Annotated in this window: 21 protein-coding genes and 1 pseudogene; 5 read left to right on the forward strand and 17 right to left on the reverse strand. The window is 40.4% G+C overall.

Annotated features, from left to right (window positions below):
• Window positions 1–62 precede the first annotated feature (62 nt).
• Both RMX89_RS28310 and RMX89_RS28315 read right to left on the reverse strand, forming a co-directional pair.
• Complete coding sequence (locus RMX89_RS28310) at window positions 63–2,774, reverse strand: dynamin family protein (protein ID WP_322691270.1); 2,712 nt, start codon at window positions 2,772–2,774, stop codon at window positions 63–65.
• A 204-nt stretch (window positions 2,775–2,978) separates the two neighbouring features.
• Entirely contained in the window at window positions 2,979–3,320 is a 342-nt protein-coding gene (locus RMX89_RS28315) for a hypothetical protein (protein ID WP_322691271.1), read from the reverse strand.
• Between the two features lie 349 nt (window positions 3,321–3,669).
• Here RMX89_RS28315 and RMX89_RS28320 point away from each other — a divergent pair, with 349 nt between their 5' ends.
• Complete coding sequence (locus RMX89_RS28320) at window positions 3,670–5,031, forward strand: AAA-like domain-containing protein (protein ID WP_322691272.1); 1,362 nt, start codon at window positions 3,670–3,672, stop codon at window positions 5,029–5,031.
• A gap of 124 nt (window positions 5,032–5,155) precedes the next feature.
• Complete coding sequence (locus RMX89_RS28325; RefSeq protein ID WP_322691273.1) at window positions 5,156–6,967, forward strand: AAA-like domain-containing protein; 1,812 nt, start codon at window positions 5,156–5,158, stop codon at window positions 6,965–6,967.
• Window positions 6,968–7,149: 182 nt separating this feature from the next.
• Here RMX89_RS28325 and RMX89_RS28330 read toward each other — a convergent pair.
• From RMX89_RS28330 to RMX89_RS28340, 3 genes and pseudogenes are all read right to left on the reverse strand, one after another.
• Window positions 7,150–7,392, reverse strand: a pseudogene (locus RMX89_RS28330) (tyrosine-type recombinase/integrase); the annotation flags it as partial.
• Window positions 7,393–7,404: 12 nt separating this feature from the next.
• Entirely contained in the window at window positions 7,405–8,760 is a 1,356-nt protein-coding gene (locus tag RMX89_RS28335) for a hypothetical protein (protein ID WP_322691274.1), read from the reverse strand.
• 153 nt (window positions 8,761–8,913) lie between these two features.
• Entirely contained in the window at window positions 8,914–9,483 is a 570-nt protein-coding gene (locus RMX89_RS28340) for a tyrosine-type recombinase/integrase (protein WP_190732316.1), read from the reverse strand.
• A 319-nt stretch (window positions 9,484–9,802) separates the two neighbouring features.
• Here RMX89_RS28340 and RMX89_RS28345 point away from each other — a divergent pair, with 319 nt between their 5' ends.
• Complete coding sequence (locus tag RMX89_RS28345) at window positions 9,803–10,459, forward strand: CatB-related O-acetyltransferase (protein WP_322691275.1); 657 nt, start codon at window positions 9,803–9,805, stop codon at window positions 10,457–10,459.
• Between the two features lie 528 nt (window positions 10,460–10,987).
• Here the strand turns inward: RMX89_RS28345 and RMX89_RS28350 are convergent.
• The 3 genes from RMX89_RS28350 to RMX89_RS28360 form a co-directional block, all read right to left on the reverse strand.
• A complete protein-coding gene (locus RMX89_RS28350) occupies window positions 10,988–11,332 on the reverse strand; it encodes a hypothetical protein (RefSeq protein ID WP_322691276.1) in 345 nt (114 codons plus the stop codon).
• Between the two features lie 293 nt (window positions 11,333–11,625).
• Window positions 11,626–11,799 (reverse strand): hypothetical protein, encoded by a 174-nt coding sequence (locus RMX89_RS28355; protein WP_322691277.1) that lies wholly within the window; start codon window positions 11,797–11,799, stop codon window positions 11,626–11,628.
• A 399-nt stretch (window positions 11,800–12,198) separates the two neighbouring features.
• Window positions 12,199–13,119 (reverse strand): aspartoacylase, encoded by a 921-nt coding sequence (locus RMX89_RS28360; RefSeq protein ID WP_322691278.1) that lies wholly within the window; start codon window positions 13,117–13,119, stop codon window positions 12,199–12,201.
• A 156-nt stretch (window positions 13,120–13,275) separates the two neighbouring features.
• Between RMX89_RS28360 and RMX89_RS28365 the strand changes: the two genes are divergently transcribed.
• The gene (locus RMX89_RS28365) at window positions 13,276–14,226 is read left to right on the forward strand and encodes a LysR family transcriptional regulator (protein ID WP_322691279.1); all 951 of its coding nucleotides are present in this window, start codon (window positions 13,276–13,278) and stop codon (window positions 14,224–14,226) included.
• A gap of 490 nt (window positions 14,227–14,716) precedes the next feature.
• Here the strand turns inward: RMX89_RS28365 and RMX89_RS28370 are convergent, their stop codons facing one another.
• The 9 genes from RMX89_RS28370 to RMX89_RS28410 all read right to left on the reverse strand — a co-directional run bounded on the left by RMX89_RS28370 (window position 14,717) and on the right by RMX89_RS28410 (window position 20,421).
• Entirely contained in the window at window positions 14,717–16,540 is a 1,824-nt protein-coding gene (locus RMX89_RS28370) for a hypothetical protein (RefSeq protein WP_322691280.1), read from the reverse strand.
• Entirely contained in the window at window positions 16,540–17,115 is a 576-nt protein-coding gene (locus RMX89_RS28375; RefSeq protein WP_322691281.1) for a hypothetical protein, read from the reverse strand. Before RMX89_RS28375 ends, RMX89_RS28370 begins: the two co-directional genes overlap by 1 nt.
• Window positions 17,116–17,188: 73 nt before the next feature.
• Entirely contained in the window at window positions 17,189–17,860 is a 672-nt protein-coding gene (locus tag RMX89_RS28380) for a hypothetical protein (protein WP_322691282.1), read from the reverse strand.
• Between the two features lie 8 nt (window positions 17,861–17,868).
• Window positions 17,869–18,312 carry a hypothetical protein gene (locus RMX89_RS28385; protein ID WP_322691283.1) on the reverse strand — a complete coding sequence of 148 codons (444 nt, stop codon included), beginning with the start codon at window positions 18,310–18,312 and terminating at the stop codon, window positions 17,869–17,871.
• A 97-nt stretch (window positions 18,313–18,409) separates the two neighbouring features.
• Complete coding sequence (locus RMX89_RS28390; protein WP_322691290.1) at window positions 18,410–18,604, reverse strand: hypothetical protein; 195 nt, start codon at window positions 18,602–18,604, stop codon at window positions 18,410–18,412.
• A complete protein-coding gene (locus RMX89_RS28395) occupies window positions 18,576–18,851 on the reverse strand; it encodes a hypothetical protein (RefSeq protein ID WP_194144691.1) in 276 nt (91 codons plus the stop codon). Before RMX89_RS28395 ends, RMX89_RS28390 begins: the two co-directional genes overlap by 29 nt.
• A complete protein-coding gene (locus tag RMX89_RS28400) occupies window positions 18,848–19,072 on the reverse strand; it encodes a hypothetical protein (protein ID WP_322691284.1) in 225 nt (74 codons plus the stop codon). Before RMX89_RS28400 ends, RMX89_RS28395 begins: the two co-directional genes overlap by 4 nt.
• Window positions 19,069–19,302, reverse strand: coding sequence for a hypothetical protein (locus RMX89_RS28405; protein WP_322668617.1), 234 nt, complete (start codon window positions 19,300–19,302; stop codon window positions 19,069–19,071). The genes RMX89_RS28400 and RMX89_RS28405 overlap by 4 nt, the downstream gene beginning before the upstream one ends.
• A 3-nt stretch (window positions 19,303–19,305) precedes the next feature.
• Window positions 19,306–20,421: a ParM/StbA family protein gene (locus RMX89_RS28410; RefSeq protein WP_322691285.1), complete on the reverse strand. Its 1,116-nt coding sequence runs from the start codon at window positions 20,419–20,421 to the stop codon at window positions 19,306–19,308.
• Between the two features lie 222 nt (window positions 20,422–20,643).
• Between RMX89_RS28410 and RMX89_RS28415 the strand changes: the two genes are divergently transcribed.
• Window positions 20,644–20,877, forward strand: a complete 234-nt coding sequence (locus RMX89_RS28415) for a hypothetical protein (protein WP_190737253.1) — start codon at window positions 20,644–20,646, stop codon at window positions 20,875–20,877.
• Window positions 20,878–20,905 lie beyond the last annotated feature (28 nt).

Raw genomic sequence — 20,905 nt, forward strand, 5'->3', positions numbered from 1 at the left:
AAATGTTGTTGAGATGCTTCACTTTGTTCAGTATGACAGCTACTTTTCAGTGAAATTTAATATCATTCCTTAATACTGGATAGAGTAGAAATTTTACTCTTGAGTGAAACCTCGTACTCCCAATTTGGATCGGAAGCACGCATTTTGGATAGCCAAACAGGAGCTGGAGTATCGCTATTCATAAGAAATGGAATCTGAATACGCATTTCGGTAAACACATCCTCGATATATTGCAACAAGTAATCCTCAACCAAGAGCATTTCGTATCGATAAAGATTCAAAAGTCCAGAAACACAATAATCAGATATAAAATTCTCGTATAACTTCCTAGCTTCCGTAATAAAATTGACAAACTTATCGGCAGACAAATCCTCATTGAGCATATCTGGACTAGAAAGGCTCTTAAAGAGTTGTTCCTTCTCTGGTTTGTCATTTTGAAAAGCGGTAAAATGAGTAGCTGGATTGGTCATTTGTGTCATCGCAATACGCTCGGCGATTTGAGTCATTGTGCGATCCATATCATCAATAAACTTTTGAATTTTGGTTTCTATTTCTACAATTTCCTTAGAGCCAAAGCAATGGCTAACAATTTTCTGAACGACTTGGTATTTTTGAAATGCTTCCCTGTAGAAATCAGTCAAAGATATTGCTAGCCTTGGTACACGTTCATTGAGATCATCCCAAAGCTCAACTTGGGCATCGCTCAGGACAGGTTCAAGTAGGACTCTACCAATCTCGTCAATTGCTAGCTTATCGTTGCCAGTCTTAAAGTGTTCCTTCCAAATACGGGGCATCTCCTTCCGTAAATTATCATCTGCTTCATCACAAATGTTTTTGGCTTTATTTTGTAGTAGCTGGCGTCTTTCCTCAAATGTGCTGAGTATTTTCTTTCGGAAATTCAACAACTTCTTCTCAAGAGCCTTTCTTTGGTCTTCGAGCTGAGTTTCTATGTTCTTCTGAGAGGCATATTGTCCTTGGTTATCAATCACTCTTCGGTATTCACTGTCATACTTACTGTAGAGTGGGTTGATAATACTATCCAAAGCCTGCTTGCCATCACGAATTTGTCCTTCAATACGCTTATCACGAGCAAACTTAGTTAGTTCTTCTACCAGCTTTGGAACTTGACTTGCCTTAAGAACTTCCTCATCACTATTATCTTTGACCCTAAGCTTAACCTTAATTGCCTCGTAAGTATTATGGTCTCCAATCTGTTCTCCCTTGATCTTCTTCTGAGCGCAGTATGCTGCCAACGCAGATGTCATGAAATACGGAGCATCACCACCGCGCTTGTTTAAGAGGGGCGAAGTTTCATACTCAAAGAGTTTGTTCATGAGTTCCTCCATATCCTGCTTTAGAGTAGTCGGGGCCATGTCTGTCATGATCAAATCTTTAGCGTTGAGTACAAGAAAGATGCGTTCACCCGATTCCACTTTTCCTTTAAGACTAATGTATTTACCTACACGATCAAGTAAATAATCATCACCACGACCAAGAATACGGGGTGGACGTATGATAAAGATAACTGCGTCAGCATCTTTAATTCCTTCACTAATAATTATGTCGTGCAAAGGGCTACCATCAAGACCAGGTAAATCAACCAAACATACATTGTTGGGTAATTGGAGCGTTTGCACACCATTAGAATTTCTATCCGACTTAATATGATAAGTTACGGATTTCACTAAGCCGATCATGCGCTTGCTTGAGCCTTGACGATTGAGATCGCTATTCTCATCAATTAGCTCCATCAACTCCTTAAAATCAGTGGAATTGTTAAGTGAGAAGTGTGTGCGTAAATTATTAGAGTTATTATTAGCGTACTGCTCAGTTAGCTCAACCAGTATTTCGCGTAATTTCTCAAAATCTTTGCGAACCTGCTCATTAGTAGAAGATTGCATTTGCAACTCTGAGAGTGCTTTAGAAAAGCTTTCATTAAGTTCACCATTTAGCTTTGACTCATCAAGTTGATATTGTTGAACAAAATGTTCATCAATCAGTTGATGGATATTGTCTTCATCGCGATATGTAACAACTGCCTTTTCATCTTGATTCTCAGATACATCAAGAAATATTTCTAAAGCTGCACCTGTTGCAGCTTTACCAACAGATTTTGTTAGGACTAGCTCACGCCCCAGCATGGCATTAAGCATAGTACTTTTTCCCGCACCAGTAGTACCAATCACCGCAATACGATACGGTTGTCTATAATTAAAAGCCTTTTTGGCACGATTTAAGAAATCTTTATAACCATTAAGCTCTTGAGGATATTCAGAAAAGAAGCTTTCTAATTCTCCTAACCTTTTAAGCTGCGTAGTATAGCGTTGTGCTTGCTCGTCGGTGGCATCAGGCAAGAATTGCTTAATCTCGTCAATATTCACCATTTTCTTCTTCCACACACTAATTAAAGATTGAAGTTCTAAAATTTGAGGCTTTAATTCCTCTACAACTGCAAAATTTTGCAAGACCTTATTCAAATTTGGTAGGGGATGCTCTTTTGCTGTTAATGCCAGTTGTCGTGCAGTTTGAGCAAATTCAGAATTGGTTTGTGTTTCTGCCTCTACTTCCTGAAATAATTGCCCATAATCTAAAGCTTCTAAGGGTGTTTTTCTAATAGCAATTGCAGTATTTGGAGAGCGTTGTTCGAGTAATCCCAAAAACTTTTCATAGATTGTATCTCCTACCCTTTCTCCTATCCTTTCTCCAACTTTGTCTAAGGCGCTTCTTGCGATCGCATAAACAACAGCCAAAAGTGCTTGCGTTAAAAAGTCCATAACTATCTCCAAGATAAAGTTAGATGATTGAGGTAGTGTTACAGAATTTGTTAATAAGAAACAAGTGTCACGAAAAGAACTTAATTTCGTTTTCGATTCGGAACTTTACCTCTTTTGATTGATTTCAATAAAGCTAGTCGAAAGGTTTTTTCATTAACACTACCCCAACTAGCGTTGCATTAACCTCAAACTTGACTCATATACTTATCTTCGTGGTCTTTGTCTCTCCCAGGTTTCATCCATATCATCAACAATTCGTCTGCCCGTATTATTGTCAAACCGTCTTTCTTGGTAATTTCTTTCAGACTCTCTTTCCTGGTAATCATTGTAATGACGTTGTAGTTCCTGACGACCTCTTTCAAAACCTTCTTTTATGTCATTCGGTAGACCTCTATTGTCGTAAAGAAATTTTCCAGCATCATAAGCACCTTTGACACATTGTCCAAAATGGTTTCTATCACACGCATAAGAAGGTGATGCGTTAACAGCAAGAGCAGTCGTCACAGTTGCTACAGCTAAAAGAGCAGATACAAAAATATTCTTCATGATTAGAGTACTTGTGTTTTGAATTTCATATTTAGAGAATAGCATGGTACTCAAAATAATTTAATTATAAAAATGATTATAAAAACACTTTTCAATCAATAATATATATATGTGAACTATCAATTCATATAAATTTTCCTTCTTAAAAAAAAGTGTATTATTGTTTTTGTAATTTGAAAAAAATTATGCTTAATGTGAACTAAGAGAAAAGAAATGTGTAATGAAAAATAGCCAAAGTGAATTGTTAAGTTTTGAGTTGACAAATTTCTTGTCGTCTATTCAGTCGAAGTAATTGAAATTTCCGTAAAAATAACAGATATTTGACTGAGGCTATTTCGTCGAAAAGCCAATGTTTGAGCAAAATACTTATAATGACGGTACTATCACAAAAGCTATGGACTATCGAAAATTTGAGCAGATCTGGAAAGAACTAGAACGGAAGCCTAAGCAAAAAAATGCTGCGCTACAGATGTTGAAAGGGTTGCCTGATGCAGAGATTGCTAACAATCTAGATATGAAAGAGGCAACTGTACGCAAGCACATTGAGAAAACCTACAAAGCCTTTGGTCTCAATAACCGTCGTGAACTAGTTTCTTTATGTGCCCAGTACAAGCGAGAGCTAGTGATAGGTAATAATACAATCAACCAAACCAAGCACATGATGCAGCCGCTAACGGGTCGTGTGCCGCTAGATTCGCCACTATACCTAGAACGGTCGGCAGATGAAAAGTGTAGGCAATATCTGCAAGCAGCCCAGAACAGGGAAGAGTCTTTACCCTTTATTCGGATCAGAGCATCCAAAGGTATGGGCAAGTCTTCACTGTTGGTGCGGCTTTGTCAATTTTTAGAGAGACAGCAAAAGCAGGCGGTTGGCTTTATCGATCTAGGTAGTATTGATTTATCTGAGTTTGCGGATTTAAACCAGCTTTTATATCAGTTCACCTTCGTGATAGCTCAGAAATTTAGTAATAAACTCAACAACCATACTCCGCCTGATCTCAAAGATTACTGGCGGAAGGATATTGCATCAGGATTGAACTGCACTAATTATCTCAAAGAACACATCTTCTCTAAGATAGAACAACCAAAAACTCTATTCATTGATGGAATTGACGCTGTTTTAGGTCAAGAAAAAACTCAAAACCCTTTTTTGAATCTGCTGAGAACTTGGAATGAAAGCGAAATGAAACTTGTCAGTGAAGTTCCGATTGTATGGCCAAGTATCGTGATTGCTTACTCAACAGAGCCATACCCAGAGTACGGCATTAAAGGTTCAATCATGCAAAATGTAGGCATAGAGATAGATTTGAAAGAATTTAGTCCAGACGAAACCCTAGAGCTAGCTAAGAGATACGGCTTGAATTGGAGCTTAAACGAAGTGAATTTACTCAGGCAATTGATTGGCGGTCATCCAGCTTTAATCAATCGGGCATTTTTTGAAATTAGTCAGGGGCATATAACTTTGGCAGAACTAGAGATGAAAGCTACTTCGCCAACTAGTCCTTTTAGGGATGATTTACTTAAAAAACTAGACCTACTTGAAGCAAATGAGAATTTAAAACAATGCTTTAATAAAATTTTGAGTGGAGAGAGGTGTACTGATGAATTCGCAAATTTTCAGCTAGAAAAAGCAGGATTAATTAAGGTAGGACAAGACGAAGTAAAAGTAGCATGTGAGCTATATAGGAAATATTTTGATTTGCACCTGTAAAATTTTATAGCAGTTCTGTATTGTCTAAGGCTAGCAATTAGGGCAATACTAGTGTAAACTGCAACCTAGTGCTATATAATTTTCAAAGCGCTTGTTAGGCAAACGTTTCATCAAAAAGTGGCTGATGGACAGAGCTAATCAGGGAAGCTTTTACCAAATAGAGGCTGGTACATTACCTCTGAATGCACCAAGCTATGTTGTGCGAAAAGCAGATGAACAACTGCGTCAATTTGCTCGTTCCATGCAGGCGACTAATCGGGTTTGTTATATACTGGCTGCCCGACAAATGGGAAAATCTAGCTTAATGGTGCGGGCGACCAAGTGTTTAGCTAAGGATGGGGCAGTTGGCGTTAAGATTTATTTGCAGCAACTAGGTAATGTTGAGTCAGAGAAAGCACTCTGGTTTAACCTTCTGCGCTTGATTTGCCAACAAGTTGTACTTCAAGAAGGAAGCTTGGTTAGCAAACTGGATGCATTTTGGGATAAAACTCCAGGGGTACAGCCAACGGTACAATTTGAAGAATTCTTAATTCAAGAAGTTCTGAGCAAAATAGATGAAAAAAAGCTAATTATTTTTATAGATGAGATTCAAACATTAACTGACTGGAATTTACAAAATAGTTTTATAGGATTTCTTAAAAACCTTTCAGAAAACCGCGACCAAGCACTCCTTCAGAGACTCAATTTTGTTTTAATTGGAGTTGCCAAGCCTTCGGATTTGATTACCAGTAATAGTTACTCCTTTAATTTGGGCGATTATATTGAATTAGGTGGGTTGCTGAAAAAAGACTGTCAACCATTGCTAGAAGGATTAAAAACAGTCACAAGCAAACCAGAAGCAGTTCTAGACTTTATTTTAGATTGGACAGGCGGGCAACCATTCCTCACTCAGGTGCTTTGCCACTTAATAGCCAGTGAATCTCAAATTCCTAATAATTGTAATTTGAAGGATTACATTGATTGGGTAGTAACCGATAAAATTACCAACAATTGGAAACTCCAAGATAGACAATCACATCTCCAGGAAATTGAAAACTGGTTCATTAGGGTAAAGGACAGCTACAAACCTGATAAATTAAAAGCGCTAAGACTTTATAGAAGAATTATCAATCAAGATATAGTTAATTTTCATGAGCGAGATCCAGTGCAATGGGACTTGCTAATTTCAGGTTTAGTTACTAAAAATAATGGTCATTTAAAAGTTACTAACCGAATCTATGAGAAAGTTTTTACTTTAGATTGGATTGATAATCAAGAAAAAAAGCTACAGGAGCATAATATGGTAGACCCCTTAAGCACTATTTATAACAGAGATGTATTCATACTGATTGACCAAAGTGGTTCAATGACTAAACAAGATGCAGCAGACAGCACTTTAAAACGCTGGGATAGCCTCAAGGAAATAGTCATGTCTCACGTAGATATGATACTTGATAAAAAGGATAGTCAACAGGGAAAAATTTGTGACTCTATATATTTAGACTTATTTAGTAGAAGCAAGTTAAGAAGAGAACCCCATCAAATTAAAAAAACTGCTCAAGTGGAGAACATTTTTCTAGAAAATCGACCTGATACATTAACTTTTGTTGTCCCCGCACTAAATAGAGCTATTAATTTCTGGTTCGATAACCGCGCTCAATCAAAAACTAAAGGTGCTTTTTTTATCATATATACTGATGGTCAATTTGATGATACAAAAGCTTTTGAGACTTTAATACAAGAAACTTGTAAACAAATAGATGATGAGCGAATTATCAAGATTATTGTGGTTGGTATTGGTAAAGATATTGATGTTGAATATTTTCAAAATTTAAATAATAATCTACAAGGTAATGTAGACAAAAATGGCAACGACTGCGATATTTTTGTTTTTGAGTTAGAAACTGAAATGGAAGATATCATTGAACTTATGGAACGTGAGATTAAACCTGCTTAACATACCTGAAAATTATATTTTTAAACTTTTACTATACTACTCAAGAAAAAGACTTGCTTTACAATTCAGAGGAAAAGTACTGTATCACTTTACCTCTATTAACTCAATGGATTAAAAAGCGATTGAAACAAGATAATTATTAATTATCTTTTCTAAAAAGCTTTCAGCCCAAATCCTTAACACTAAAACCCAATCACAGAAACAGCCTTGCGCTTCTGCTCTGGCGTAACCTCCAGATAACGCTGCAACGTCCCCAGGTCGCCGTGGCCTGAGATTTCTTGAATAGTTCTCAAAGGTATCCCAGCGCTGGACATCTGCGTGAGGGCAGTTCGCCTAAACGAGTGGGTGCTGACTCCCTCTACCCCAATCCGCTTGCAGGCATCGCGGAGAATTTTGTCGGACATGAATCGAGTCAGACGCTCAGTCTATCTCTTTAGTTAGCTGCTTCTTTTTTGTACAAGAAAATTTTCATAGCTTACTCGAACAGCATCAGGTACGCTAGAAGCATCAATGAGTTTGAGAGCTTGTTGAAATCTTTTACGGCATATAGAGTTACTTACAATTCGATGTGCAACAAGAGAAGACTTCTTTTGTTGAATCTCAACCATGTGCTGTATTTCTTTTGGTGAAAATTCACGTATCATTTCTTCGTAGAAAGGTTCTGCCTTCCGAGAACTTCCACTTTCATTTCCAATGTAACAACCAACTACTTTTTCAACAAATTCTTCCTGTATAGAAACTGGTAGTGAACCCTGTCTAGACAGTTCTGCTAGTCGTTCTGCAAATGGAGGCTCATTATGAAAGTTATTCCATCCTTGATGAACGTTCCATAGTTGAGTAATTGCTTTTGATATTAGAGTATGCTTCTCAGATTCATTGAGAAGATTAAGCAAACCTATTTTCTCAAAGAATTGTTGAGATATTGCATGGCGCTGTATATCACCTTTTGCTAAATATTCTGAATGTCGATTAATCAGATTAGACCGAATCGCTGAAGTTAGCTTTTCCTTATAATAGGTATATAAATCTATTATATTTAGACGTGCTGGCTCTAGTGTACTTGGGTCGCAATAGATGCCATGAATTGTTCCAAATAATAAACCTCTTTGAGCGTCATGTGTTGCATTCAAGCGTTCTTGCCACAATAAACATTGCCCTTCTGCGAATCGAGAACTTTTGACTGCGGAAATAAAAGCTGCAATATCAACACCACGGGGTGAAGAAGATTCAGCAAGAGCATAATTTACGCAAGTGTTAAGAAAAGCAGTAAACTGGCGGTCGTTTAATTGACCAATTGTTGGGTGAGCTGCGGAGAAGTTGTTACGAGTATCCCTGCATTGATCTAAGAAGAAATAACCATCTTCTGTTGCAAGATTGAGCTTCAAACAAAGCTCCAACAGGTGACTATCTTGAAGATCCAAAAGGTGTTTTTCTTCAAAGTCTTTTTGAAGAATTTGAGCAACTATTGGTAAACCAAAATTTTTAACTTTTTCTCGTAGTTGTAATATAGAAGCATTCCAAGCATAGTTAATTGCACTATCAAAAAGTCCTACACTTACTGCAATGCACATTCTAGCAATTAACTCGCCACGTAAATTTATAGTAGAAATACTACGCAATTCCCTTGGTAAACCTATCCAAGCGTATTCAATATCTTCATCGCTGGCTAACACCTCTCTGGGAATACCCAATGCAGCTATAAATTGATTTACAGCTGGTAGCATAATTTCTGGTAATGGTGGCAATGATGACAATTGGATAGCTGTAGACTGTACCGGGATAATTTCTGACATAAGTATTTTATATAATTACTAACTTATATTTAAAACGAATAAATTAAAATATGTCTTGGGTAAAACCACTAATAATTAAAAATCAAAAGATTTGGTAGACTCAAAACTGACGAGATTATTATTAGACGTATTCATCTAATTTCGCTACATTATTCAAAAATCCAAAGCAGAGATCGCGTTTTGCTTCTGCTTCTCAGTTACACCCAAATATCGCTCCAAAGCTGCCAAAGTCCGATGCCCCGATATCTCCTGTATGTGGCGCAACGGTATCCCCGCATCGCTCATCCGGGTTAACGCAGTCCTCCTGAAACTGTGGGTACTAACGCCCTCAATGCCCAGCCGCACACAGGTATCTCTGAGGATTTTGTCAGCACTGACCTTGTGAATATGTAACAACCCATGCCGACCGGGAAACAAGAACTCTTTGCGGCGATTGGGGTTGTACTCTTCTAAATACTGCTTAAGCTTCGGATGCACTTGGATTTCCCTTGTGTCTCGCTTGCCTTTGGTGTTGACGCTGCGTAGCACTAACACCCCTCTGACACCGTTGCTGCCAAACACATCTTTCACTGCCAACGTGCAAGCTTCGTTGATCCGGCAGGCTGCGTAAAGGCACACGCCGAATAAAGCGCGATCGCGTGGGTTGACAAAGCCCTCGCTAAATAGGACATTAATTTGGTCGGGGGTGAGGATTTCTGCCCTGCCGAAGCGGTTTATTTTCATAGGGTCTAGCTTACATGGTCTTTTCGCAATAACACAATGTAAGTCCCCAAAAAGCTGATTATTTCGTTCACCAATTTAGGCGATTAACCCAGACTTATCAATCAGCACGAAACCACTCACGCTACAACCCGCATTTTTTCGTTGGCTGATAAAACCTGCTTATGCTTGCAGCATGATGACCACTTACAGGTATAATCCACGCAAATAGGATCTGCTCATATTGCGGCTTGCCTAAGAAGTCTATACTCGCTTCTATACCCCTGGTTGATAAATCGTTGCTATCAAAACCGATATCAATTTTCTCTGCGCCAGCGTCTGGATGTCTTTTATAACTATGCTCGAATACGCTTCTCCTCCCATTTGGCTAAATGCTCATATTCAAGACCCTCGGATCAAAGTTGGAGATTACACCTACTTTGATCGGCATATCAGTTTGGCAATATTTACCCCCTCTGATCGGATTGAGATCGGAAAGTTTTGTTCTCTGGCTAGGGATATCGTTATCTTTGGTGGAGGAAACCACATTATGACAAGAGTAACGACATTTCCTTTCAAGTGGTTATCTGCGGAAGCTTCTCCAGAAGAACGTTACACCGATGCTTCTGCTAAGGGGGCAACGATTATTGGTCATGATGTTTGGGTTGGGCATGGAGCAACGATTTTGTCAGGGGTGAAAATTGGTAATGGTGCAGTTGTGGGCGCACAGGCTGTTGTTGCTTCTGATGTTCCTGCGTATGCAATTGTGGTCGGTAATCCAGCTAAGATAATTCGGTATCGGTTTGAGCCTAAAACAGTAGAACGGTTGCTAGAACTATCTTGGTGGGATTGGGAGTCACAGAAGATTGCGGCTAATCTAGATTTGCTATATACCAACCCGGATGAATGGCTACCAGAGATCCAGTTGAAACAGCCACAAGCAGATGTATTGAAATTGATCGGGATGCCATCGGCAGAACACCGAACAGATAGGTATTGAGCCGAGGTGCCACTTCCACATCCTAGATATCTAGATGTTTGAACATTTAAACATCTAGATATCTAATGATTTTCTCTTGGCCAGACTGTTTTCAACTAACTCGTTAAACAATCGCTTCAATTCCTCCAAGCTGAACCTTGACCCTTTACCTTAAAGTTAGGCTGTATCTCAATAATGACTGCCGATTAAAAGCGATCGCTTTTAATCGGCAGTGCGCCAGCAATTGCTACCACCAACCACGATTGAGATAACACCCGCTAGTTGTCTGGGTTTAGACGAGAGTAACTTACGGGCTAACCAAGACTGACCTGTGTGAGCGGATAAATATCAACGGCAGTCAAATCAATCAATGGGCTACGATGCTTAACCTAGAAGAAAGATGACTACCTGTATGAGTTGACTGGGTGGAAGAAACCCCTTAACGCTCGGCGGTACTTCCCGGTGTTGGAGAACGAGCAGAAACAAGCTGCAAAAACTAGTCAGTAGTCCCACCTTGCGGTACTAGCTACAAGCTATGCCCTAAGCTAACTATCTGGTAGCAGAGGGAAGGTGAAGTTCAATGCCTAATTTGTTCCCTAAATCTATGGCGTTATTAGCAAAATCGGTAATCCCTGCAATTGGAGTCGCAATCATTGCACCAATCATTGCTAAGGCGATTAGGCGCTTTTTCAAACGGGTTAAGTTGCGCTGATTTTCCGGCTTTTTAATTTCTTCTTCTACATCATCAATATCAACAATAATATCGTCTTGGATTTCTTTAGGAAATTGAGCGGCTGTTTGGCGCATAGTCGTGATGATTTGTAAGAGTTCGGCAGTGCTGGCACCACTTGTTTGGCTAAAGTTAGATGCTGTGAACAGCACTAGCGCTGGCATCAGTTGGCGCTACGGTAGTGATTGCTGCCCGTCGGAGCGATCGCCTGCAAGGCCTAGAAGGTATTGAGCCGAGATGCGCGACGTGAAAGTTGTGCATCTCGGCTCAATACCCCCCAGCTTTAACAGTGATCGAATAATTATTTACTTGGAAGTCCCTAATAACTGCCCTGACTCTTGTGGTAATGACAGTTCACACCTGCCTTTAATGTGTTGTGTGGGATTGAGACACCATCAACAAATTAAAAGTAGGTAGGCAGACACTATGCCCACCTATTCTCAGGTTTTATAACTACTTACTTATCTCGATTGCCTGACATTTTAAAACAGTAGATAATCACAGTTTGAACAAAGACAGGACGAATATTTTTGTCAATAATCGCCAAACCTATCGCACTACATACTAAAGTAGTAATAAGTGCAGGCAAAATAACGCCTTCGATAAAGGCATTTTTAGGAACTATTTTCATTTTCTACCCCTTAAGTAATCACTTTTTGCCTGTCAATCCAAAAATTAATTAACTAACTCTAGTATTTTTAGCTGCTGGGAACAGCTTAAAACACTAGAGTTGTGTAACTAATCTTATGAGGTTAAATCCTATAAATCTAGGGATAGTACTATATCAAAATGAGTTAGTAAAGAGACGCAATGCCTGTACGTTAACATCTGACCCTAGTAAGGATGCTAAAGACACCAAGCTGACACATAAGTATTGATATTTATCCAGATTTTACACCTGCTTAATTTGTAATAAATAAATGTTGTGTCCAAGGTATAAATATACTAAGTCAATGCTAGTTGACTTAATAACTTTGGTTGATTAACGATAAAAAAGAAGGGCTTTGCTAAAAGTAAATATGAATTAGTTTCATACAGAGGCACAGAGAGAAAGAGTTGGAGAATAATTAGGAATTGACAGCTTTTTGGTTAAACACATAGCAATACCTTTTTCGTAATAAGCTGCTTCATTAATAAAAACTGGGTACACAGTTGATTCACCTTCGTAAGTAATAGTCTGTCCGTCAAAAGTCATAAACATCGGTTGACCTGGCTCAAGTGCCTCATAATCTTTAGACTGAAGTTGCGGATGAATCATCGCTTGCAGTTCACCAGATTCATTTCTGGGGTAATCAATCGTTCCAATATGGTGATAAATTGTGAGGCCGTTGTCAAAAGATAGAATTTCTCCGCGATTATATTGCTCCAAGTAATTTAAAGCATTGATAATCAAGGCTTCAGTTTGCTGAAAAATATCAGCTTTTAAAACTCCTTGAGATACTGCTCCAACTTCAATCGTGCAGCCCAACTCACAAATAGATGGCAAGCTAGAAGATTCTTCTGATTTAGGTAAAATGTAAATCTTTACAGAAGGGTTAACGCTCTGAAGATAGGCAACTAATTGCAGGTTAAAAGGGTGAGCATTGGTGATTACAGTTAAGCCCATATTTGCAGTTGTGCTATGAATATCTAAAATGACATCAACTGGAGTTTTGCCATTTACACCAAATAAATTATTTATTTCTCTGGCTCGGATATATTCATAACTAGAACGCGTCAAATCTTGTAAATCAGACTTTTTAAAACTACGGTTGAGGTCTAGATCTATATATCGACGCACTGCTGCAAATGCTTTGGGATTTGCCAACAAAGTTAAAGTTTCAAAGTTGTCTCGACGCATCAGATAAGGATGCTGTTCGAGTTTTTTGAGGAGATAGATACCAGTGAACTCGTTTCCGTGGACTCCCGCAGCTATCAATGCTCGTTGAATTGAATTTATTCTGTTTGTCATCAAATTCTTCTGCTCCAGTGGTTGTTGCAATCAATCTTAAGTAGTTACAGTCTGTAAATCTAGTTATGGGACTATACCTAAATTGGTATGTATACATAATGAAAATTCGTAGTAATTTTGATTATGCTTACTTCTTAATCATAAATTTGGCTGAATATGAACCAAGAATATCCAAAACCAATAAATATAGAACGTCTAAAACGTTTTGTTTTTCTAGCAGAACAAGAAGATATCAATCTCAGCCATGCAGCAAAAAAACTGCATATTCCTCAGCCCCATCTCAGCAGACAAATTCAACAACTAGAAGAAGAATTAGGAGTAGAACTGTTTGTCCGTAACCCTCGCTTAGAACTAACACCATCTGGCAAGGTCTTTCTGAAAAAAGCACAACACCTTCTTGGACAAGTAGAGCAATTTCAAAAATTATCTCAACAAGCAGACAAAGGTGAAATTGGACGTTTAAGTGTTGGTGTTAATACTTCGATTTCTAATAGTTTGTTACCAGATATTCTTTGTGTTTTTCGTCAGAAATTCCCGCAAGTAGACTTAGTATTGCAAGAGCTTTTGTATAAAGACAGTCGCCAGAGACTGCAAAATCGTACTCTAGATATAGATTTTGAGAATTTATACAATCTACAAGATGTGGATAAGCATCATGTTCTTCGCTACGAAGTTGTAAACAAAGAACCACTGGTGATGGTACTACCTCAGCAACATCCCTTAGCCAATAACTCACAAGTTCAACTCGCAGATTTTGCCAATGAACCTTTTATACTTCCCTGTCGTGAAACAGTACCAGGACTACATAAAATGACTCTAATAGCTTGTATGGAAGCGGGATTTCACCCGAATATAGTGCAAGAAGCCGCATGGATGCCCACAGTCCTCAGTTTGGTTGCAAGTGAAATGGGGGTTGCATTGCTACCAGCCAATGCCATGAATCTTCAGCGAACTGGTGTTGTGTATCGAGAAATTACCGAAAAAGTGCCTATATTTCAAATGGCGATGGTTTGGCGAAAAGATAATTACTCACCAATCTTATTAAATTTCCTTAATGTAGTAAGATATGTTTCCGTTAACTATATACATAAGATAAATAAGGCTTAGATACCAGCAATACTCAACTTAATCTTTTCGCTCTCCTTACACTGAAATGCTTTATTAATAACTAATTTTATTTTTGAGAGAGCGAGTAAATTTTCAACCACTCATATCCGGCAATAGTAAATCAATTAGCAAAATATCAGGCTTCATCTGTTCAATTAAGAGAAAACCTATCTCTCCACAAGTGGCTTCACTCCTTACTTCTATTTTGGGAGATTTGGAAATAGCAGTCTTGATGTCTAAAAGGGTAAATGCTTCTTGTTCAACAATGAAAAAATTTAGATGATACGGGTTAATTCTCTAATAATAAATGGCTGTTTATTGACTAATTTATTATTGATGCTTCTGCCGTGGGTATCTGCGCTGCCGTAGCCATGCCGTAGGCTACGACCTATACAGTGTATGGATTGCCGTGATTGTGCATCCTGACGTGTCCACCCATAAAAGCTAGTTTTACGTTCCGTTTTATCACTACGGCATCACGGCAACACGTTCACCAATCAGGGAGCGAGTAGCTATCAGGGGCGTCAGAAAAAATCTGATCCCTCTCAACTAATTCAGATAATCCCTCAAGTAAATCTTGGTCTGAATAGCTAGATAACCTGTCAGCCTTCTTCAAATCGCGTAATGTTTTTGGCGTTTTATTCTTCACGTTATGGAAGTATTCATAAATCTTTTTCGCTACATCAGATAATGGTTTCGGGTGGTGATGGGGAGTCCGGCTTACATTAAATTCAAGCTCATATACTCTAGATAGATATTCCTGGTCATCTGTAATTGACTTGGCTTGATTAGATAGATTCGGCATTAATGCAACTACAAAACCCCCAACGGAAGCAATCATTACTGGACGTAAGTTTTGATAGGAGACTGTTTTCACTGACAGATATTTAGATTTAATTTGCTCCCGCTCAAGCTTACCTGGAATAATGTCACCTCTATTTAAAATTAGTTCCAATACCCCATAAGATTCTTGTTCCCTTCCGTTTTTGATATACCTGTTACCTAACAGCAGTAAATTGAGACAGAGACGTGTTTGAGCATCCATCTTTTCAATGCCCAAAGCCGCCAAATTAAAAGACTGTAGGGAAGCAATAAACTTAGTATTAAACTCTCGACCAATCAGTAAAACATCAAGTAATTTACCCCCATAATTCCAGTCGGAGTAATGCTTGCTTAATTGGTCAGCAATCACTAACCAATCATCCAGAATTAGAATCAATGGCGGTAGGGAATCGCGCTTTGATTCTGGTAGTTGCTTACGCTTTTTGTAGTCCGTGTAAAAGCGATCAATTACCTCTTTGGCTAGGTCTGGGTTTTCCCCGTCAAAGACAATTACCCGCCCCTTCTCTCGTAAACCACAGAAACTATCATTCTTAGCACTAATTACCCAGATATCTGCTCTTGGTGAATCCGCCAAGATTTTCTGAATTAAGTAATTGAGCGTTACCGATTTACCGCTTCCCGGTGCGGCGACTAAAGCAGTAGAACTATCGGCTCTGGCTAGGGCTTGCAAAGTATTCAGGGCAAGAGATTCTGATGGGTCAAGGCAAAAGGTAGTATTTTGTTGTAATGTCTGCTGTTCTTCCCCGGTTACTTTATTGTCACCCCTGGCGATATCCTGCATTGATTGCCCTGGCAATGCCCCGGCTGGTTGACCCGTTGCCTGTTGCAGTTGCACCCGTGCTTCGGCTTCTGCCCTTAATCTCACTTGTTCCTGAAAGATGGCTAACTCTTGCGGTGTCATTTGAGACAACTGCGCGGTTCTTACCCGTCTATTCTCTGTCCATTGGTGAAATTCGTAATCTAACTGCGCGGTGTAGCTTTCTTTGTGGAGCCTCAAGCCGGATCTTAGTTTGGCGATTAACCAGTTGCTACGAATTTCTTCCCTAACAGAGGGCATTAGTTGTAGCAATCGCCATTCCCTAGCTTTGGATAAAGCGAAAGCGCTACCAGTTGCCACAACAGAGGCTAGGCCCCAAAGCGATTTATCAGGGTTGCTTGGTGGAATAATTCTTAAACGGGTAGCTTTGGTTGGCAGGAAGTTATCACGCTGAAACTCTGGATTAGCTGGTGCATAAGCTTCAGCATAAAATTCCGACTCTGGCATTATGTAACGCTTGTTGGGAGTGCAGTACCTTTGACGGTTAACCGGCTTGGTGAGCGTTGAGGGGATGAAGCAATATTCAACCAAACTAATTTGAGTTCCTGTGAATGACTTTGCCCCACAAATTAAGCCGATGGTTGCCAGCAGCCCTACAGTAATATTGTTGGCTGTTCCTGATCGTAAATAATCCTCAAACTGCTTACGTTTCATTAATTTCTCCCCCTCGTCATAGCTGCAAGCAACAACACTCCCAATGCTGCCAACCCGATCATTAGCCAAGGGGTGTCAGTCTGGGGACTGGGCTTAACTTCGTACTGTCTTACTTCTGAATAAAACCTTGTCTTACCTGTATTAGTTGCATTAGACACCATTCGATACTCGTCAAAAGCCACCCATAGAGAAACCCCTACACTTGCAGTTTGGGCAGTCGCCACCATGAAGTCTTTACCAATATGGATTTGTCCGTCGTACTGAATTTTAGTAAGGGTGTTGGCGAAAAATAGCCCCAGTACAATGCTGCTTAAAGTGCCAGAAGCGATCGCCCCAATTCCCAAACTCGTTAGTAGGCTGACTCCAGCATTAGCAGTAAACACACCCAGAAATGTGGCTAGGGCTTTGTTTAGCAGTTGTTTGTTACTGAAGACATCTCTAATAGATTGCTCTAGGCGTTCGCCGTCTTCGCTCTCCGGGGTCGGTTTTTCTGAAGTAGTTTCACCCCACATTAACGGTGTGAACTGTTCACTGGTATTTTGGAACTGTGATAAGAGGGAATCAATTTCATTCATGTTTACCTCGCAAGAGGGGTGAAACAGAAAAAGCCAGAGTTTTCTGTCACTACTGGCTTTCGACTAATTACGGTTAGATGCCCATGAAGTTGCGGAACCACTGCCCTACTCTACTAATCCCAGCAGTGCGCGAGTAATTGGGCTTGGGTATGCGGTCGGTTTTCGCTTCACTACCGTTTGTCCAAAGTGCGCTAGTTACCGCAGTTTCATAAGCGCGATCTGCTGCATCTTGGGCTTCTGGAACTTTGTTAGAAGCTTTGATTAAATCAGCCTCATATTTTGCGATCGCCATTAAATCCGCAGTGGCCCCAGATATCTGAATCAAGGATGAACGTTGAGCGTGACGGGTGGCCTCGGCAGTGGTAGCATTGACGTGTTCTGCCTGCATCTCGGACATCTCGTTCTTAAAACGCTGCTCTCCTGTCTTACTAGTGTTGATAGCTTTCAGGGTTTGCGTACCGTGTTTTTGGGTCATCTGCACCAGTTCGGCATAGGCTTGGTTTATATCGCCTGTGGTTTCGATAATCTTTCGGTATGCCTCCAAAGCCTTGGGTAAATTGGCTTTGGCAGTATCCGACAATCTCGCCATGTCTGCAATTCTGGTGATTACCGTTTGATCTCCTTGTAAGGCTTTGTTGAAGTCCGATTCTGAGACATCAAACAGTTTCCCCATTGCTCCTAACGTACCGGGGGCATTGTTGGAAATATGGTTTTTGAGTTTTGCTGCTCCAAAATTACGTGCCATTTAATCTCCTAATAAGGTATGTTGTCGTAGTCGATATTTATCGGCTCTTGGGGCACTTCATCCCAGTAACCCATATCTTCAAATCGGCTATAAATTCTCGTTGCTAATTGCCTTACGGGGTCGTCCAAATCTTCAGAGATTAAATCAAATCGGTTAGAGCCAAACGCCAAGATATTTGCAATGTCCGCGTCAATCCCATTGCCCAAGAATTGACCAAATGCAGCAGAGTATGGATGGTCATCAATGGTTTCATGAGTTGCTAGAAATTCGGTTCCTGTGAAGGGTGGGTAATCTTCACTCTCGAAGATTGGTGTGGAGAGTGCCTGAATATCTGCCTCAATCATTGCTGCCCATTGTTCAGGATTTTCTGCTTTGAATTGCTCTAATCTCAAAGCGCGGTCAGTTAGCGGTGAACGTCCCCAATCGTTGGGATTTTTGTAGTCAAGTGTCATTTGTTAGAATCCTTGTGTACTTTCGTTTTTGCGGCGAGAGATACGTCCCGGAGTGGGGCGATTGCAATGATTGGTCGTCGGTGCAATCGCTTCATCATCAGTTCTCACAAAACTCAACAAGTTCAAAAACCTCACGTTGTACTTGGGTTTGGCTTAATTCTTTGCGCCTGCCCTTTGAGTCATTGAATATGAAAGGTGCATTGACTCTAGAGTTAGAAAGGTGGCTGTAGCGCAGTTGTTGACCACGGAATTGGTACAAATGATTACGCTGTAAGGCTGTCGTTGAAAGCATTTGTTTGTCCCTCAACTTGAGAGTAAAACTCGATATTTAGGATGGCTTCATGAATCTCCATCAAGGCTTGCACTGCATCACCTATTTTTAGGTCATTCGATGTACTGAACCGTTCGGACGCTTCAATTTGCTTGTAATTGGGAGATGCTTGCACAAATCTAAGAGTCTGTTCGCAACCGAGGATGATGGTCATAATTTCGGTTGTTGTTAGGCTTGGCTGTGTCTGCATGGTTTCTTGGTCGCTCATGACTTGTTTCTTCTCCTTTGGGTTTTAACTGGTGTGGCTGGGGCTTCTGGCTGACTCGGTTTCTGAAGTACATAGCTGATAGCCCCTGCACCCCCCACGGCTGCGGCGATGGTGAACATATTGTTTCTGCCGAAGTATTGGACTCCGAAGTAGCCAAGGGCTAACGCTGCTGCTGTTGCACCAATGCCTAAAACCGTGTTTCTAAATGTGGTTCTGTTCATGCTGCCCCTTTGAAATTAGTGACCATTGCGCTAAGTGCCGATTTATTGGGCTGTGTAGATTGCGGTGTTTCAACTTTGGGTGATGATTGGACATTACCGTGTTGAAAAATCAGCTTCTCTACACCTGCTGATAATGCTTGTGTTGGCGCATCTTGGGGTAAATCAAAAATCTTGCACAATTCAATTACTGCTAGGTAGGAGATGGTTATACGCCGAGATTCGTAATTCATTAATTAAGCTCCTCTTGCAATTTGAGTTAATAGTTTCAACCCCAAGGCATTGATGAACTGGGGATTGTTCAAAATCACAAAGCCTAAATCGGCTAGGTTTTGATCCACCACGGGCAAGGAAACACCTCCACCCCAGGCGACAAGGTATTTCGCTCTATCAAGGTAATTACCAGCAGTCACAAAGTTGGCGAATTTCTCAATCCTGGTACTCCACCATTCATCTAGGCACTGGCTGTACTCGGTTTCAAACTTCTTACCCGTGAGGTGGTTGCCGCCATAAGTGAAAGTCCCTTCTAGAATGCCCTGGTTCACCAAGCTGGGCGAGTGCTTCACATCTTTGGACAGCAGGCTCACTCGGTCGTTTCGCTTGTCGAGAGATCGGGCAATCATGCTGTGCAGTTCACCCGCTCCACCTTCAATCAAGTGACGGTCAATCACTGCACCACTGCCGTTAAACACGGTAATTAACCAAGTGGATGAACCGATATCGAGTGCGATCGCTAATTCTGAGGGGTCAAGTACCAGGGATGCTTCACCAAATAAGCAGTGGGCAATGCTGCCGAATCCTTCGGGATAAATGCCAGTAACAACAATCTCAACTGTCTTGGTGACAATGGAACGGGTTACAGGGTGCAGATGTTCAAAGCTGTGAGTCCCTTCAACTCTGCGCTTAATCTCACTTGCCCAGCGTTCTGGGTTGTGATTGCTCAAACTAATTTCTAGCTTTACCCCATCGGGAATATTCAGAACTGATAAGTCTGCAAGGATGCTTTCTAATGCCAGTTCTGCTTTTTTCGCCTTATCTTCGTGTAACAGGGTGTGGTCACTTTGGGCTAGAGCCGCACTGCCCCAGAAGAATTGAACATCTTTTAAGTCAACCCGCGTTCCTTCTACATACCGCACCCAGCAGCCATCTTTTGAGATGGTTTCGTGGTGCATGATGTTGCGGTTGCGAACAAGTGAGTATACGGCAGGCATCATGATAGAAAAATCACCGATGATTGCTTTGCCATACCCTGCACCTGAGTCTTTTCCGGCGATGAGGTCAGTTAGCCCGGAATTGGCTAACAAGTCTGCCTGAACTAGCCAATTTTTGGCATTGGTGTATGTCGTTGTCATGGTTCTGTTGTTTGTTAAAGTCTTGATTTTCCTGGCTTTGCAGAATTTAGAGGCGCTTATCGCTTTAAATCCACATATCCAGTTGGGGGCTTGCCATCACTTCGCTTTCCGGCTTCTATCGCCTATGTTATGCGTCGTTTTTTGGCTTGCTAGTGTTATGATAGCATTACTTCATGAAGTAATGAAGTAATGTTTTACTAATTTTCTTGAGGTAATGTCAAAATGTTTTCAGAACAAATAGAAAACAGTGATGTGGTAACAAGACGAGACGATCCAGATTTCACTCAAGTTAGCGGGTACATACCAAAGGAGAAAGCTTTAAACTTTAAAATTGCTTGCACTGCTTTGCAAATAACCCAAAGCGATGCACTAGATGAAGCAATTAGCCTTTGGCTAGCAAATCATGAGCAACCTTCCTCCACACCCAAGGGCAAAAAAGGTAAGGGTACAGCATGATCAAAGAAAGCCAATCAGAAAAAAACGC

It is taken from the genome of Nostoc sp. DedSLP04 (assembly GCF_034530775.1).
Lineage (GTDB): Bacteria > Cyanobacteriota > Cyanobacteriia > Cyanobacteriales > Nostocaceae > Nostoc.

Coding starts and splice junctions, on each gene's coding strand:
- RMX89_RS28310 (WP_322691270.1), bottom strand. CDS start 2,774: ATGGACTTTTTAACGCAAGCACTTTTGGCTGTTGTTTATGCGATCGCA.
- RMX89_RS28315 (WP_322691271.1), bottom strand. CDS start 3,320: ATGAAGAATATTTTTGTATCTGCTCTTTTAGCTGTAGCAACTGTGACG.
- RMX89_RS28320 (WP_322691272.1), top strand. CDS start 3,670: ATGTTTGAGCAAAATACTTATAATGACGGTACTATCACAAAAGCTATG.
- RMX89_RS28325 (WP_322691273.1), top strand. CDS start 5,156: ATGGACAGAGCTAATCAGGGAAGCTTTTACCAAATAGAGGCTGGTACA.
- RMX89_RS28335 (WP_322691274.1), bottom strand. CDS start 8,760: ATGTCAGAAATTATCCCGGTACAGTCTACAGCTATCCAATTGTCATCA.
- RMX89_RS28340 (WP_190732316.1), bottom strand. CDS start 9,483: ATGAAAATAAACCGCTTCGGCAGGGCAGAAATCCTCACCCCCGACCAA.
- RMX89_RS28345 (WP_322691275.1), top strand. CDS start 9,803: ATGTCTTTTATAACTATGCTCGAATACGCTTCTCCTCCCATTTGGCTA.
- RMX89_RS28350 (WP_322691276.1), bottom strand. CDS start 11,332: ATGCCAGCGCTAGTGCTGTTCACAGCATCTAACTTTAGCCAAACAAGT.
- RMX89_RS28355 (WP_322691277.1), bottom strand. CDS start 11,799: ATGAAAATAGTTCCTAAAAATGCCTTTATCGAAGGCGTTATTTTGCCT.
- RMX89_RS28360 (WP_322691278.1), bottom strand. CDS start 13,119: ATGACAAACAGAATAAATTCAATTCAACGAGCATTGATAGCTGCGGGA.
- RMX89_RS28365 (WP_322691279.1), top strand. CDS start 13,276: ATGAACCAAGAATATCCAAAACCAATAAATATAGAACGTCTAAAACGT.
- RMX89_RS28370 (WP_322691280.1), bottom strand. CDS start 16,540: ATGAAACGTAAGCAGTTTGAGGATTATTTACGATCAGGAACAGCCAAC.
- RMX89_RS28375 (WP_322691281.1), bottom strand. CDS start 17,115: ATGAATGAAATTGATTCCCTCTTATCACAGTTCCAAAATACCAGTGAA.
- RMX89_RS28380 (WP_322691282.1), bottom strand. CDS start 17,860: ATGGCACGTAATTTTGGAGCAGCAAAACTCAAAAACCATATTTCCAAC.
- RMX89_RS28385 (WP_322691283.1), bottom strand. CDS start 18,312: ATGACACTTGACTACAAAAATCCCAACGATTGGGGACGTTCACCGCTA.
- RMX89_RS28390 (WP_322691290.1), bottom strand. CDS start 18,604: ATGCTTTCAACGACAGCCTTACAGCGTAATCATTTGTACCAATTCCGT.
- RMX89_RS28395 (WP_194144691.1), bottom strand. CDS start 18,851: ATGAGCGACCAAGAAACCATGCAGACACAGCCAAGCCTAACAACAACC.
- RMX89_RS28400 (WP_322691284.1), bottom strand. CDS start 19,072: ATGAACAGAACCACATTTAGAAACACGGTTTTAGGCATTGGTGCAACA.
- RMX89_RS28405 (WP_322668617.1), bottom strand. CDS start 19,302: ATGAATTACGAATCTCGGCGTATAACCATCTCCTACCTAGCAGTAATT.
- RMX89_RS28410 (WP_322691285.1), bottom strand. CDS start 20,421: ATGACAACGACATACACCAATGCCAAAAATTGGCTAGTTCAGGCAGAC.
- RMX89_RS28415 (WP_190737253.1), top strand. CDS start 20,644: ATGTTTTCAGAACAAATAGAAAACAGTGATGTGGTAACAAGACGAGAC.